At 61.0% G+C, this 13577-nt stretch carries 16 protein-coding genes and 2 pseudogenes; 10 read left to right on the forward strand and 8 right to left on the reverse strand.

Going from position 1 to position 13577, the window contains the following annotated elements; genetic code table 11:
• Positions 1 to 14: 14 nt before the first annotated feature.
• Positions 15 to 1379 (forward strand): sigma 54-interacting transcriptional regulator, encoded by a 1365-nt coding sequence (locus QMK32_RS09140; RefSeq protein ID WP_502943563.1) that lies wholly within the window; start codon positions 15 to 17, stop codon positions 1377 to 1379.
• Positions 1379 to 3328: a vWA domain-containing protein gene (locus QMK32_RS09145; RefSeq protein ID WP_283474451.1), complete on the forward strand. Its 1950-nt coding sequence runs from the start codon at positions 1379 to 1381 to the stop codon at positions 3326 to 3328. Before QMK32_RS09140 ends, QMK32_RS09145 begins: the two co-directional genes overlap by 1 nt.
• A gap of 24 nt (positions 3329 to 3352) precedes the next feature.
• Here the strand turns inward: QMK32_RS09145 and QMK32_RS09150 are convergent, their stop codons facing one another.
• The 5 genes and pseudogenes from QMK32_RS09150 to rpmB all read right to left on the reverse strand — a co-directional run bounded on the left by QMK32_RS09150 (position 3353) and on the right by rpmB (position 4874).
• Positions 3353 to 3820, reverse strand: a complete 468-nt coding sequence (locus QMK32_RS09150; RefSeq protein ID WP_283474453.1) for a hypothetical protein — start codon at positions 3818 to 3820, stop codon at positions 3353 to 3355.
• A 92-nt stretch (positions 3821 to 3912) separates the two neighbouring features.
• Positions 3913 to 4032: pseudogene (locus QMK32_RS09155) on the reverse strand (AEC family transporter); the annotation flags it as partial.
• A 112-nt stretch (positions 4033 to 4144) separates the two neighbouring features.
• On the reverse strand, positions 4145 to 4399 hold the full coding sequence (gene rpsR / locus QMK32_RS09160) for a 30S ribosomal protein S18 (protein WP_084347795.1): 255 nt from the start codon (positions 4397 to 4399) through the stop codon (positions 4145 to 4147).
• A 14-nt stretch (positions 4400 to 4413) separates the two neighbouring features.
• Positions 4414 to 4596 (reverse strand): annotated as a pseudogene (locus QMK32_RS09165) (uS14 family ribosomal protein); the annotation flags it as partial.
• A 41-nt stretch (positions 4597 to 4637) separates the two neighbouring features.
• Positions 4638 to 4874, reverse strand: a complete 237-nt coding sequence (gene rpmB / locus QMK32_RS09170; RefSeq protein WP_269301050.1) for a 50S ribosomal protein L28 — start codon at positions 4872 to 4874, stop codon at positions 4638 to 4640.
• Between the two features lie 76 nt (positions 4875 to 4950).
• Here rpmB and mrf point away from each other — a divergent pair, with 76 nt between their 5' ends.
• Genes mrf through QMK32_RS09200 form a run of 6 tightly spaced genes read left to right on the forward strand, consistent with a single transcriptional unit; the run spans position 4951 to position 9405 of the window.
• The gene (gene mrf, locus QMK32_RS09175; protein ID WP_283474456.1) at positions 4951 to 6243 is read left to right on the forward strand and encodes a ribosome hibernation factor-recruiting GTPase MRF; all 1293 of its coding nucleotides are present in this window, start codon (positions 4951 to 4953) and stop codon (positions 6241 to 6243) included.
• Positions 6240 to 6500, forward strand: coding sequence for a type B 50S ribosomal protein L31 (locus QMK32_RS09180; protein ID WP_088941827.1), 261 nt, complete (start codon positions 6240 to 6242; stop codon positions 6498 to 6500). The genes mrf and QMK32_RS09180 overlap by 4 nt, the downstream gene beginning before the upstream one ends.
• Before the next feature lie 3 nt (positions 6501 to 6503).
• Positions 6504 to 6671 (forward strand): 50S ribosomal protein L32, encoded by a 168-nt coding sequence (rpmF, locus tag QMK32_RS09185; RefSeq protein WP_283474459.1) that lies wholly within the window; start codon positions 6504 to 6506, stop codon positions 6669 to 6671.
• A gap of 19 nt (positions 6672 to 6690) precedes the next feature.
• The gene (locus tag QMK32_RS09190) at positions 6691 to 7755 is read left to right on the forward strand and encodes a VIT1/CCC1 transporter family protein (protein WP_283474461.1); all 1065 of its coding nucleotides are present in this window, start codon (positions 6691 to 6693) and stop codon (positions 7753 to 7755) included.
• A gap of 40 nt (positions 7756 to 7795) precedes the next feature.
• Entirely contained in the window at positions 7796 to 8941 is a 1146-nt protein-coding gene (locus QMK32_RS09195; RefSeq protein WP_283474463.1) for a lipase family protein, read from the forward strand.
• Positions 8942 to 8967: 26 nt separating this feature from the next.
• Entirely contained in the window at positions 8968 to 9405 is a 438-nt protein-coding gene (locus QMK32_RS09200) for a VOC family protein (protein ID WP_283474465.1), read from the forward strand.
• A gap of 22 nt (positions 9406 to 9427) precedes the next feature.
• Here the strand turns inward: QMK32_RS09200 and QMK32_RS09205 are convergent, their stop codons facing one another.
• From QMK32_RS09205 to QMK32_RS09215, 3 genes are all read right to left on the reverse strand, one after another.
• Entirely contained in the window at positions 9428 to 9805 is a 378-nt protein-coding gene (locus tag QMK32_RS09205) for a hypothetical protein (protein ID WP_283474467.1), read from the reverse strand.
• Positions 9806 to 9820: 15 nt separating this feature from the next.
• On the reverse strand, positions 9821 to 10357 hold the full coding sequence (locus QMK32_RS09210) for a DUF3558 domain-containing protein (RefSeq protein ID WP_283474468.1): 537 nt from the start codon (positions 10355 to 10357) through the stop codon (positions 9821 to 9823).
• 224 nt (positions 10358 to 10581) lie between these two features.
• Positions 10582 to 11466: an SDR family NAD(P)-dependent oxidoreductase gene (locus QMK32_RS09215; protein WP_349307556.1), complete on the reverse strand. Its 885-nt coding sequence runs from the start codon at positions 11464 to 11466 to the stop codon at positions 10582 to 10584.
• Positions 11467 to 11979: 513 nt separating this feature from the next.
• On the opposite strand from QMK32_RS09215, the gene QMK32_RS09220 reads away from it, so the two are divergent.
• Together QMK32_RS09220 and QMK32_RS25345 are read left to right on the forward strand one after the other, a co-directional pair.
• Positions 11980 to 12888 (forward strand): NAD-dependent epimerase/dehydratase family protein, encoded by a 909-nt coding sequence (locus tag QMK32_RS09220; RefSeq protein WP_283474472.1) that lies wholly within the window; start codon positions 11980 to 11982, stop codon positions 12886 to 12888.
• An 82-nt stretch (positions 12889 to 12970) separates the two neighbouring features.
• Positions 12971 to 13399, forward strand: a complete 429-nt coding sequence (locus QMK32_RS25345; RefSeq protein ID WP_502943564.1) for a nuclear transport factor 2 family protein — start codon at positions 12971 to 12973, stop codon at positions 13397 to 13399.
• The last annotated feature ends 178 nt before the right edge of the window (positions 13400 to 13577 follow it).

Genomic DNA, 13577 nt, shown 5'->3' on the forward strand with positions numbered 1-13577 from the left:
CTACCAAACCTGGCATGACCACCGTCGGTGAACTGCGCGCATCCGGACACGTACAGCGTTCGGTCAAGGAAGAACTCCGGGACAATCTGCTCGACGCCCTTCGTGAAGGGACGTCCGCATGGCCGGGAATCGTCGGCTTCGACAGGACGGTTCTGCCACAACTCGAGCGCGCCATCATTGCCGGCCATGACGTCGTTCTTCTCGGGGAGCGAGGCCAAGGCAAGACGCGTCTGTTGCGTACTCTGCACTTGTTGCTCGACGAGTGGTCGCCAGTCATCGAGGGTTCCGAGCTGGGCGAGCATCCGTACGAGCCGATCACTCCGGCGAGTATCAGGAAAGCCGCCGAGTTCGGCGAGGCACTGGGCATCGGTTGGCGCCATCGCAGCGAGCGGTATGCAGAGAAGTTGGCGACACCCGATACTTCTGTTGCAGACCTCGTCGGCGACGTCGACCCGGTCAAGGTCGCCGAAGGCCGAAGCCTGGGTGATCCGGAGACCATTCACTTCGGGTTGGTCCCACGAAGCCACCGCGGAATAGTCGCGATCAACGAGCTCCCCGATCTCGCCGAGCGCATCCAGGTGTCGCTGCTCAACGTCATGGAAGAGCGCGACATCCAGGTCCGCGGGTACACCCTCCGGCTGCCTCTCGACGTGTTGCTCGTGGCAAGTGCGAACCCTGAGGACTACACCAATCGTGGACGCATCATCACGCCGCTGAAGGACCGCTTCGGCGCCGAGATCCGCACGCATTACCCGATCGTGCTCGACGACGAGGTCTCGGTCATCGAGCAGGAAGCCGAGCTGACAGCGACGGTGCCGTCGTACCTGCTCGAGGTTCTGGCGCGCTTCACCCGACTTCTGCGTGAGTCGCCGTCGATCGATCAGCGTTCGGGTGTGTCAGCGCGCTTCGCGATAGCGGCGGCCGAGACCATCTCGGCTGCGGCCGTTCATCGCGCAGCCGTGCTCGGTGAGGCCGATGCGGTAGCGCGTCCGGTGGATTTGGGCACGATCATCGAGGTTCTGCGCGGCAAGGTCGAGTTCGAATCTGGGGAAGAGGGCCGCGAGGTCGAGGTGCTCGAGCACCTGCTGCGTCGTGCAACGGCCGATACCGTCCGTGAGCGACTCGGTGGAATCAATCTGGCCCCGTTGGTGACAGCGATCGAGCAGGGCGAGCCAGTGGTGACAGGTGACCGGATCACCGCCAAAGCGCTGCTCGGAGAGCTTCCCGATCTCGAGGTGCTCGACGAGGTTTCGGCTCGGCTCGATGCTTCTTCCGATGGCGAGCGGGCCGCGGCAACCGAACTTGCACTCGAAGGGCTGTATCTGGCCCGCCGGATCGCCAAGGATCCAGACGAAGACGGTCAGACGGTGTACAGCTGATGTCGGCCAGCAGATACGGTCGATATCACGGAGGACCCGATCCGCTGGCTCCTCCGGTCGATCTGAGGGAAGCACTCGAATCGATCGGTAACGATGTCCTGGAAGGGGCGTCTCCGCGCAGGGCTCTGCAAGAGATGCTGCGACGCGGTACGCAGAACATGCGTGGTCTCGACGATCTCGCGGCGCAGGCCAACCGTCGTCGTCGAGACATGTTGCGTAAGAACAACTTGGACGGCACCCTTCAGGAGGTTCGTGAGCTCCTCGACAAGGCCGTGCTCGAAGAACGCAAGACGCTCGCTCGCGCACTGGACGACGATGCGCGCTTCAAGGAGATGCAGATCGGCGATCTGTCACCGTCCACCGCGCAGGCAGTGCAGGAACTGGCGGACTACGACTGGCGCTCGCCGGAGTCGCGGGAGAACTACGAGAAGATCAAAGATCTGCTCGGTCGCGAGATGCTCGATCAACGCTTCGCCGGCATGAAGAAAGCGCTCGAAGGTGCGACCGATGAGGACCGGCAGGCGATCAGCGAGATGCTGAAAGACTTGAACGAGTTGCTCGACGCGCACAACAAGGGCGAGGACACGGACGCGCAGTTCGACGAGTTCATGAACAAGCATGGACAGCACTTCCCGGAGAACCCGCAGAATGTGGAAGAGCTCCTCGACTCGCTTGCGCAGCGAGCAGCGGCAGCTCAGCGCCTCAGAAACTCCCTCAGTCCGGAACAGCGGGCGGAGCTGGATGCGCTGGCGCAACAGGCTTTCGGTGATTCGAATCTCCTGAGCCAGCTCGACCAACTCGATGAGAACTTGCAGCAGGCAAGGCCAGGTGAAGATTGGGACGGATCGCAGAACTTCCGCGGTGAGAACGGCATGGGCCTCGGCGATGGCACGGGTGCGCTACAGGACATCGCGGAGCTCGAGAATCTGGGAAACCAACTGTCGCAACAGTACAACGGTGCTGCGCTGGACGATATCGATGCGGAATCGCTTTTGAAGCAGCTCGGCCCGGAAGCGGCAGCGGATGCGCGAATGCTGACAGAACTCGAAAAAGCGTTGCAGCAGCAAGGTTTCATGGACAAGGGAGCCGACGGTCAATGGCGGCTGTCTCCGAAGGCGATGCGTCAGCTCGGACAGTCGGCTCTCCGCGATGTCGCAGGCAAGATTTCCCGACGCGGTGGCGAGCGAGACACCCGCAAGGCAGGCGCGATGGGGGAGCCGACCGGGGCGTCGAGGGCATGGGAGTTCGGTGATACCGAGCCGTGGGACGTCACGCGTACGGTCAACAACGCGGTGTTGCGCACGGCGGCCCAAGGATCGAGTTTTCCGGTGTCCTTGCGGGTTACGGACGTCGAGATCACTGAGACCGAAACTCGAACGCAGGCCGCCGTCGCGCTGCTCGTCGATACGTCTTTCTCGATGGTGATGGACGGTCGGTGGGTGCCGATGAAGCGCACGGCGTTGGCGCTCGAGCATCTGGTGAGCACGCGGTTTCGGGGCGACGATCTGCAGTTGATCGGGTTCGGGCGTCACGCGCAGAAGTTGACGGCGTCGGAGTTGGCAGGCTTGGACGGTGCCTACGATCAGGGCACCAATCTGCATCACGCCTTACTGTTGGCGGGTCGGCATTTGCGACGTCATCCCAACGCTCAGCCGGTGGTGCTGATTGTGACGGATGGCGAGCCCACGGCGCATTTGGAGCCGGACGGTCATGCATATTTCGACTATCCGCCGAGTCCTCGCACTCTGGGACTCACGGTCCGGGAGCTGGACAACATTGCGAAACTCGGTGCGCAGGTGACCATATTTCGTCTTGGTGACGATCCTGGGCTTGCGCGCGTTGTCGATCGGATGGCCGAACGGGTCGGTGGGCGAGTCATTGCACCGGATCTCGATGGCCTCGGAGCAGCGGTAGTCAGCGACTATCTGAAGCGGCGTCGGAAGTCCTGAATCGTGGTTGGACTTTTTCGGCTGTCATGCCGCGTTGACGACGGCTCGATCTCCGAGCGGACTGTGCAGTGTCATCTGCATCGTGCCGTATACGGCCACCATGATGCAGGCTTTGTCCGCCGCTTCCTCGCGCGTGCCTGTTCGGAGCGCGATCACAACTTCGGTATCGGTTTCGGTGACCTTCGCGTCGGCGCCGTAGCACTCCGGCGTCCCGGTGACGAAGTGGATGGCGATGGTGTTGGGAGAAACCTGACTCCACGATTCGAACGGTGTCGGCGTCGCGCGAATCAGTTCGGGTGTGGATTCGAACATGGTCCCGACTTCGCCGACAGGGACCTCGACGGGAACAGGCGGGGAACTAGGGGAGCGCATCGGGTCGGTGGTGACCGGACTGCTCGTGGTTTCGACGTCGCCGCTGCCTGCCGTCGTCGCCTCGCTCGCGCAGCCGACGAGCAGGATGCACATCAGTACTCCCGCAGCCAGAAACCTCATGACTCCAAGGTAGCGCCGTGAGCTGAGTAGAACCTTTGGGTTGCGCAAGAGTTGTCCTCAGGCCAACAATGCCGTGACGAGTGCGATGGCAGGAAGACGAGTCGGCTCAGGACGAATTGGCCGTGGTCACCGAGAACCCCGAGTCGCGCCAGCATGTATCCCAGCGCGATGACGACGAAGATGACCGTGAAGCCTTCGAGAACTCCGGACATGAAGGTTTCAGGGTCTCGCTTCGGATCGGCATCAGGGCGCCTCTAACTTTAGTGGCTCACGAGAAAGGCCACGCACCCGAATGGATGCGTGGCCTTTCTGAAAAGACTGTGATCAGCGACTGGTGAACGGCAGCAATGCCATCTCACGAGCGTTCTTCACCGCGACGGCGACCTGACGCTGCTGCTGCGGCGTGAGGCCGGTGACGCGACGGCTACGAATCTTGCCGCGGTCGGAAATGAACTGACGAAGAAGGTTGATGTCCTTGTAGTCCACCGTGGTGACCTTGGCGGCGTTCAACGGGTTCTTCTTGGGTCGACGGCCAACCTCTGCGCGGACCTTCTTCGACGGTGCTCTCTTGACTGCCATCTCTACCTTTTCCCTTACCAGCTCGACTTATGGACGCCAAGCAGCTCCCCGCGGTGCACAATCTCGCACATCTCGATGCGTGAAACTCCGCACTTCCGCAGGTCACCGCGCGGACGTCCATCCGCAGCGTCGCGATTGCGCAATCGTACCGGACTCGAAGCACGCGGCAAACGCGGCAGTGCCGCTCGGGCCTCCTTGCTCCTGGCGTCGTGGCTGGGCGGCTTGGTGATGATGGCCATCAAATCTTGTGTCCTCGGGTACGGATACGGGTGATGACGGCGTCGATGCCGTCGCGGTCGATGGTCTTGATGCCTTTGGTCGACAGCGTCAGCGTGACGCGCCGACCAAGGCTGGGGGCGTAGTACGTCTTCCTTTGGATGTTGGGGTCCCACCTTCTGCTGGTTCGGGCGTGTGAGTGCGAAACCGACTTGCCGAATCCCGGCTTTCGCCCCGTCACTTGGCAATGCGCGGACATACGCGCCCCTCTCTATCGATAATGAAAATCGTATTCGACAATCGGACCAGACGAATGTAGCGTGCCTTTAGACGCAATGACAATCATTGTCGAAGAGAGGGCTTCAGTGAATCTCCCCACGGACCGCCGTATACCGGTGGTACTCGTGTCCGGCTGGACCGGAGCCATGGATGCGGTGGTGACCTCACTTCTCACCGAGGGAACCGTCGCCGTGCGCCACGACCTCGACCGCGTACGCGAGGGTGTCGTGCGCAGAACCATCTATACGACGGGCGAGCAGCCGCGCGAGACGATCCTCGAACTCGCGCACGGATGCGTTTCCTGCACTCTGCGCCAAGACCTGCTGCCGCTGCTCCGAACACTCTCGAACCGCAGTTCCATCCATCGGATAGTGCTCGCCATGGACCCGACTCTCGAACCAGCGGTGTTGTGCTCGTCGATCCGGCACGTCGTCGTCGAAGGCATAGTCGGTCGGGTCGACGGACCGGCCTCGCGTGACGTCCGCGTCGAGGCCGTTATCAATTGCCTCGACGCGGCCACGTGGCTCGACGACGCGACCGGCGACGATTCCCTCGCCGACCGAGGCACACAAGCCAGTCACGACGATGAGCGGACGCTTGCCCAGTTGGTCGTCGGGCAGGTCGAGTACGCCGACGCGCTCGTCGTCACGGCAGGTCCCGACGTCGAAAGCTGGGATCGGGGACCGCTCGCCGCAGTCCTGGCGCGGCTCGCGCCAGGCGCCCCCGTTGCGTGGACCGATGTCGATTCCATCGTCGACGGTGAAATACTGCTCAGCGCAGTGCCTTTCGACGCGCGGCGCGGTACGGTGTCCGATGCGCACTCACCGCTGCTGCGAGGGCAGCCGCCACTTACCGAGGATTGCGGCGTTTCGCTCGTCGAGTTCACCGCGTCACGTCCGTTCCACCCGGAGCGGCTCCACGAGGCCGTCGACGTACTGCTCGCCGGCGTCGTCAGTGTCCGTGGGCGAGCCTGGGTGGCGACGCAACCGAACGAGGCTCTGTGGGTCGAATCAGCAGGCGGGGGCTTGCGCGTCGCAAGTGCAGGGAAGTGGCTGGCGGCGATGAACTCCAGTGAACTGAACCGTGCCGACTTCACCAGACGGGCGATGGCAGCACTGCGGTGGGACGAGGAGTTCGGTGATCGTGATACCTCGCTCGTGGTACTCGTCCACACTGCCGATCCGTCGGAGATCGATCGAACATTGCGGTGGGCGCTGGTGTCCGACGACGAAATGCTGATGCGCGAGATGTGGATCACGTGGGCGGACCCATTCGGAAGCAGTCACGAAGATCCCTGCGACAGAATCCAATCCCCATATTCGGATGTCAACAGAGAGGCAACAGAATGAAGAAGAGTATCCACCCCGACTACCACCCGGTGGTGTTTCGGGACGCGGGAACGGGAACGCAGTTCCTCACCCGCTCCACCATCACCTCTGACCGTGATGTCGAGTGGGAGGACGGCGTCGTCTATCCGCTCGTGGTCGTCGACGTCACCAGCGAATCTCACCCGTTCTGGACCGGTGCCACGAGGATCATGGACACCCAGGGGCGCGTCGAGAAGTTCGAAAAGCGTTACGGACGTCGAACCAGGAAAGGTGCCTGAAACATGGCCGTCCCGAAACGAAAGATGTCGCGCTCCAACACTCGCAATCGGCGGGCGCAGTGGAAGGCAGTGGTACCGGACCTTGTGACCGTGCAGGTAGACGGCAATAGTTTTCGGGTGCCACGCAGGTTGGTCAAGGCAGTGTCAATGGGTGTCTACGATCCGAGGTAGACGCCGGTAGGTTGACTCCATGGTCCAATCTGCCCCGTCAGCCAAAGACGTCAAACGGTGGCGACGCTATCTCGCCGACGAGTTGGCAGAGGCCGCCGTCTACCGCGATCTCGCCGAGCGACGCAGCGGTGAGGAGCGAGAAATACTTCTCGCTCTGGCCGAAGCCGAGGGTCGGCACGAGCGGCATTGGCGCGCTTTGCTGGGCGATCGCGTCGGAACGCCACTGAGGGGCGATCTCCGGACGAGGCTGCTGGGAGTGCTCGCGCGGCGGTTCGGTTCGGTGTTCGTGCTGGCGTTGGCGCAGCGGGCAGAGTCCAGATCACCGTATGCACTCGACGGCGACGCAACCGAGGCGATGATCGCAGACGAGCAGATTCATGCCGAAGTGGTCAGGGCTCTGGCCGCACGTGGGCGCAACAGGTTGTCGGGGACGTTCCGCGCAGCAGTGTTCGGCGCGAACGACGGGTTGGTGAGCAACCTCGCTTTGGTGCTGGGCATCAGCGGCAGCGGGGTCTCCAACCACATTGTGCTGCTGACGGGACTGGCGGGCTTGCTGGCAGGGGCGTTGTCCATGGGGGCAGGGGAGTACGTCTCGGTCCGCTCGCAGCGCGAACTGCTCGAAGCGTCTTCGCCCGACCGCGGAGCGCGCGATGCATTGCACAACCTCGACGTCGATGCCAACGAATTGGCACTGGTGTATCGAGCACGTGGAATGAGCTCGGACGAGGCCGAGTCGAAAGCATCGAAGGTGCTGCAGAGTATGACGGGGGATGACGACCTGGGCCCAGCGGCCGACGATCACGAATCAGTCGGCACGGGTATCGGGGCCGCCGTCGCCAGCTTCTGCTTCTTCGCATCGGGCGCGGTCATCCCAGTGTTGCCCTACCTCATAGGCATGGAAGGCGTTGCAGCACTTGTGGTTGCGTCGGTACTGGTCGGAATTGCGTTGATTTGCACTGGGCTGGTTGTGGGCCTTCTCAGTGGCGGACCGCCCGTCAAGCGAGCGCTGCGTCAATTGGCCATCGGTTACGGAGCGGCCGGCGCGACGTACCTGCTTGGGACTGTGTTCGGCGGGGGCGTCTGATTCGGTCGGAATTGCTTTTTCTGACGCTAAAGTTCCTGCCATGCTCACCTCCGTCCGCCACTTCGCTGCTGTCACAACCGTTGCCGTCCTGCTCGTAGCAGGGTCGGCCGCGTACGCCAGTGCAGACGAGGTGAACACCTCACCCGGCACTGTTGTCGAGGTAGAAGATCTTGCCTCCGAACTGTGGTTGCCGGGCGCCGACAACGCCAAACGAATCACCTACTGGACTGTCGGATCCGACGGAACGCCCGCGCTGAGCACCGGAGCATTCTTCGTCCCTGAGGGGGAAGCTCCCGAAGGTGGCTGGCCCGTCATTGCCTGGGCTCACGGCACATCGGGTCTCGACGACAATTGCACACCGTCCCTCGTCGGCCCGCCCGATCCAGCGCGCGATCGGCAGTACCTCGGGACCTGGCTCGAGCAGGGATACGCGGTCGCTGCGACGGATTACGTCGGGCTCGGAACCCCTGGCATCATGTCGTACCTCGACGGCAAACTGGAGGCGCACAACGTCGTCGATTCGGTGAAGGCATCGAGAAACGTCGAGAAATCACTGTCCAACAAATGGGTCGTCGTCGGGCAGTCGCAGGGCGGGGGTGCCGCAATCACTACCGCGCGCTACGCCTCCGAATTCGGCGGCCCCGACCTCGATTATCGGGGAGGCGTTGGGACCGGGGTGCCGGCCAACATCGAACTTGCGCTTCTGCCCGCGGGCCCCGGATTTCTTCCCATCGCCGTCGGTAAAGGCTTGACGACCTACCTGCTCTACATCCTTGCGGGGTTGCGCTCGGCTCACCCGGAGATCGATCTCGACTCCTACCTGACGCCTCTCGGACGCGAGACCGTCGATCGAGCACAGGCACTCTGCGTCCTCGAAGCTGAAGAAGAGTTCGACGGCATTGTCAGTGGCGACTTGTTCTCACGCCCGCTCAATCAGATACCGAACTTGTACGGTTTGATCAACGACTACATGGGTGTCCCGTTCACCGGCTACGACCGGCCGGTGCTCATCGCGCAGGGTCTCTACGACACGGATGTGCCTGCGCCGTCTGCGCTTTCGTTGGTTGCTCAGATGATCGCCAACGGTCAGCCGGTAACGTTGCATACGTATCCCACCGACCACAGCGGCGCGATGCTCGCTTCGCAGGCAGATTCGATCCCGTTCGTCGCGGGGCTCTTTCGTTAGGCGCCGCGTGGTGTGACACTGAGGGTATGGACCAGCGAATTCACTTCTTGACCCTCGCAACTCCTGACCTCGATGCTGCACGCATGTTCTATCGCGACGGGCTCGGGTGGACGCCCCTACTGGATGTGCCGGGCGACATCATTTTCTTCCAAACCGCACCCGGGTTGGTCTTGGGACTGTTCGATGCCCAGAAGTTCGTAGAAGACATGGGACAAAGCGGTGGCCCGGCGTCGGTCAGCGGGTTGACGCTCTCCCACAATGTCGACAGCTCCGAGGCGGTCGACGCAGTTGTCGCAGCATCCTTGAAAGCCGGTGCGACGCTCATCAAGTCACCTCGCCGCGCCGATTTCGGCGGATACCATGGTCATTTCGCAGACCCCAACGGGTTGATCTGGGAAATCTGCCACAACCCCGGGTGGAGCATCGACGACAACGGGAACGTCCGGCTGACCGAGGTGTCATAAACGGGCTCGGGTGTTCGGTCGGCTACTTGGGCCCGTCCTGGCCGATCACGGCAGCGTTCGAGTGATCGATATCAACAGTTGCGTCGAAGAACTTCCGGAAGACGGTTTGCATCGCCATCACGACGTCGATGTGGCTTTGGAGGACGTCGACCAGGTTGTTTTGGCCACCGACGGCCTTCAACGAAAATTTCTTGGCCAGTGCAATGCCTGAGGGGAATTCGCCCATTCCTCGAACGTCCCCGAGGGCAGCCGCTTTTTGTTTCTGGACCCTGAGTATGGACAGGTATTCTTCGCTCGCATTATTGCAATCTCGAGCAGCACTTGGATCGAGAAACAATTGCCCGGCATCGGCGGCGGTCGCGAGGTCGCTCCAGTGCTGAAGTGGTGAGTCGATGGCCATGATGATCCTTTGCAGTCAGGCTGGTGCGGGGAGGTAGCTCTCTAGATCGGCAGCGTGCCTCAGTAGTAGCGGACACGGGTCGGAATGTGGCGTCAGTCCTCCCATGGCGTAGACGGAAAGCCTCACAAGCCCTTCGTTCGTGTCGATGGCTGCGTCACACCCGTCACCTTGATTTACTCCGTTGAATCTGAATCGCAGGGCTTTTCGGCTACCGATCTCGACGTCCTCGATGTTCAAATAGTTCGGGTTGCGGCGGGCATCATCGAGTGAATACTGCAGGGAAAACAAGATGCTGAAGTAGTACCAGGCGTCATCTGCGGGTCCGGACCAGGTGCAGCGGGTCCACTCTCGGACACTGATTCCTTCGCCCCATCCGATTTCCGTCTTCTCCAGATCCAACCCTGTGGCCGCGATGGCGTCGTCGGGGATGCTGCAGGGCTCGAACTGCTCGGTGATTCCTGGTACTCCTGCGACAGGGAGGCCGTCGACAGGCTGTGCGCAAGCACACAACATCGTGGCTACCGCCAGAACTGCCGGCCATCGGCGTTGCATCGGACCCCCATCCGTTGGACTCGTCGATAGGTTAGACGCGGGGTCGCGGCATTTGGTTCCGTCCCGCTGCCCCTTCGTCCGATCGACCTTCTGCTTTTATGATCGGGCGGGGTTGAGTCACTTCGGTTCGATGACACGTTGGGTAGGAAATTGGCCCGATGTCCACGAGGGGCCTCCCTGGCAGATGCGGCAGGTATTTTACTGGTCGATGGGTTTCGGTGGCGCTAGCTCGCTGGAAGCTGCCCCCGCAACGCCCGGTCGATGCTGTCATCCCCACAGATGCTCCTCGCAAGGATCTCGAGGTCAGCGGCGCGGCGCAGGTGACTGCCGCCCTCGACTGGAAGCACGACCCCGGTGACCCAGGAAGATTCCGGACCGGCAAGGTAGCGCACGGCCTCGACGATATCGTCGACAGTACCCATTCGGGTTAGGGGCTTCTCCCGCAACACTTTTTCTCTCTGCTTCTCGTTCGAGGCGATGAGGCCTGGTTTCGCAGCCTTCGTCGGTACGAGCCCTGGTCTCACCGCGTTGACTCGGACTTCGAGCGCGCCCAATTCGTCAGCTGCCACCCGCACCAGCGCTTCGAGTGCTGCTTTGGCGATGGAGTAAGACCCCATAAATGGAAACGAGTAACCACCAGCGGTCGAGGACAGGCAAATTATCGAGCCACCGCCGTGCGGCACCATCGCGGCTGCGCTGTGCCGAATCGCCAGTAGCGAGGTGAGAACATTGCGTTCGAAGTCCGAGCTGAGGACTTCGTTTTCCAGACTCATTACGGGTGCCACCGTGCCACCGCCGACAGTGCACACGCAGATACGTAACGGGATCTGGTTCGCAACCGCTACCGCTCTGGCCACGTCCTGCTCTTTGGCAGAGTCACCCACGACCCAGTTCACGGGCGGAGCATCTTTCACGGCAGACGACACTGACTCAGCAACACTTTTCAGTGTCGATTCCGTTCGCCCCATCAGAGTTACAGCGGCCCCGTCTCGAGCAAGGCGCAGCGCGATACCGGCCCCGAAACCTCCAGAACCGCCCGTAATCAAAGCTCCAGATCCAGCAAGCGGCGTAGTCATAATCCTCAATCTTTCTGATACTCGAGCGAACATAACAAAGACGGTGCGGATAATGAGTATCGATAGAATGGAATTCTTACCCGACGGTCGCTGGCGCAAATGCCAGTCGCAGAATTGATTGCCTTAATCGGTGGGTATCGAACCCAATGATTTATCTGGAAGATTTTTCTTTTGGGCGCAATTCGTTGCATGCGCTGATTGCCGTGGCTCAGCAGGAAATTGCGTGGAAGGCGTGAATTGATCTCGTCCCCGCGGCACCTGAAAGCTACCGTGCGCAATGAGAATGAGTCGCATGAATTTTTGTACCACATTCAACGGTGTTGCGCAAATACTCGGGAGCGCCATCACGATGGGTAGCCCGGGTCCACTGAACGGACCGCGAGTTCTCGTGCGGACTGAGATTCGCGGTCTCGCTCAACGGGAATCAGTCGACGTTCGACGCCCAACCGTGATTGGTTTCGCTAGTGAAGGGTCCTCCAGACAAGGATGGTTGGTGGCACCGCGCAACAGTCCCAATCGACAGGGTTGGAATAACCAGGGAGAGAAATGAAGACGTTGATAGTCGGTGGCACCGGCATGATCGGCACTCATATCGCCGCAGTTCTGCGTGAGCGGGGAGACGACATCACGGTGGCCGCGCGCACCGCGCCGAAGCCTGGTTCTCTTGCATCCGAGTTCCCAGTGGTGCTCGGTGACTACAGTGCTGGCACCTTCTCGGCTCAGGATCTTGCACCCTTCGAGGCTGTGGTTTTCGCGGCCGGCAACGACATCAGACACATTCCCCGGGGTATCGACACTGCCGACTTCTGGGAGAAGACGCAGAGTGGCGGCGTACCGCGGTTTGTCGCGCTCGCCAAGAAGGCTGGAGTTCGCCGCCTGGTCCAGATCGGCAGCTATTACCACCAGGTGCTCCCGAAGCTGGTCGAGTCCAATGAATATGTTCGGGCCAGGTGTCTTGCTGACGAGGGCTCGCGAGCACTGGCAGACGCGGATTTCACTGTGTCGACGCTCAATCCGCCGTCGATACTCGGAGCAAATCCGGGGGGCACCATGTCGGGTTTAGGTAAAGTCCTTGCCTGGAGCGCGGGCAATTTGCCGGACATCCCCAACTTCGCCCCTGCCGGCGGCACCAACTACATGTCCGCACGGTCCCTCGCGGAGGCCGTTCGGGGCGCATTGCAGCATGGTGAATCGAAGGCATATCTCATCGGCGATGCAAATCTCACGTTCCGCGAGTACTTCCAGACGATCTTCGACGCCGCGGGCAGTGAGATCCAGCTCGAGGAGCGAGACGAGGAGCATCCACTCCTGCCGGACGCGTTCATCGTGCAGGGCCGCGGCAACACAATCTCCTACGAGACTGATGCCGCCGAGACTGCGACCCTGGGTTACACGCAGGGCGATGTCCGACGGGTGATCAGCGAACTGGTCGCGGCAACCAAAGCCCGAGGCTGACTGCGGCAGCAGGCATGTAGATCTTTACTTTTGAAGAATAGGATTGATCGAAATTACTATACAAATTGTCGATTACATAGCTTTGTCCGACCTGGTCAATCGATACGCTTCACTTGTGGACAGCCGATCTTTCTCCGACGTAGCCAGCCTGTTTGCAGAGGATAGCGAGCTGATCGTTCCCGAGCCGCCGAGTAATATGGCGCCGATAAAGACGCTTTCCGGGAGGGAAAGCATCAAGAGCGAATTGTCTCGGCTGAGCGACTTCGAGTTGACATTCCACGAATTGGTCGGGGAGGTATTCGAACCGGGTGCCAGTCTGGAATATGCATACGGAAGAATTAAATGCGTTGCGCATCATGTCATGCGGAAGGGGTCGGAACATACCGATCTGACATGGCATCTGCACTACAGTGACAGCTACCGAAAAATCGATGACAAGTGGCATCTTGCGCGACGCGAAATATGCGTCGATATGATCGATGTTCGATCGATCAAGAGAGTGCGATCATAATCTTCTCTGGAACGGTCGACGGAGCACCCACGATTTGCGGTCTTCGTCGACAAGATGCTGGCAGACCGACTCTGGCGCCAGTGCTCGGGATCGATCGGTTGGGCCGCGCATCGAGCGGAACGTGGGTTAGAAGCCAGTTCGAGTCCAAAATTTCTGGTGGCCAATGAAACTGATGTTC

It is taken from the genome of Rhodococcus sp. H29-C3 (genome assembly GCF_030063405.1).
Lineage (GTDB): Bacteria > Actinomycetota > Actinomycetes > Mycobacteriales > Mycobacteriaceae > Rhodococcoides.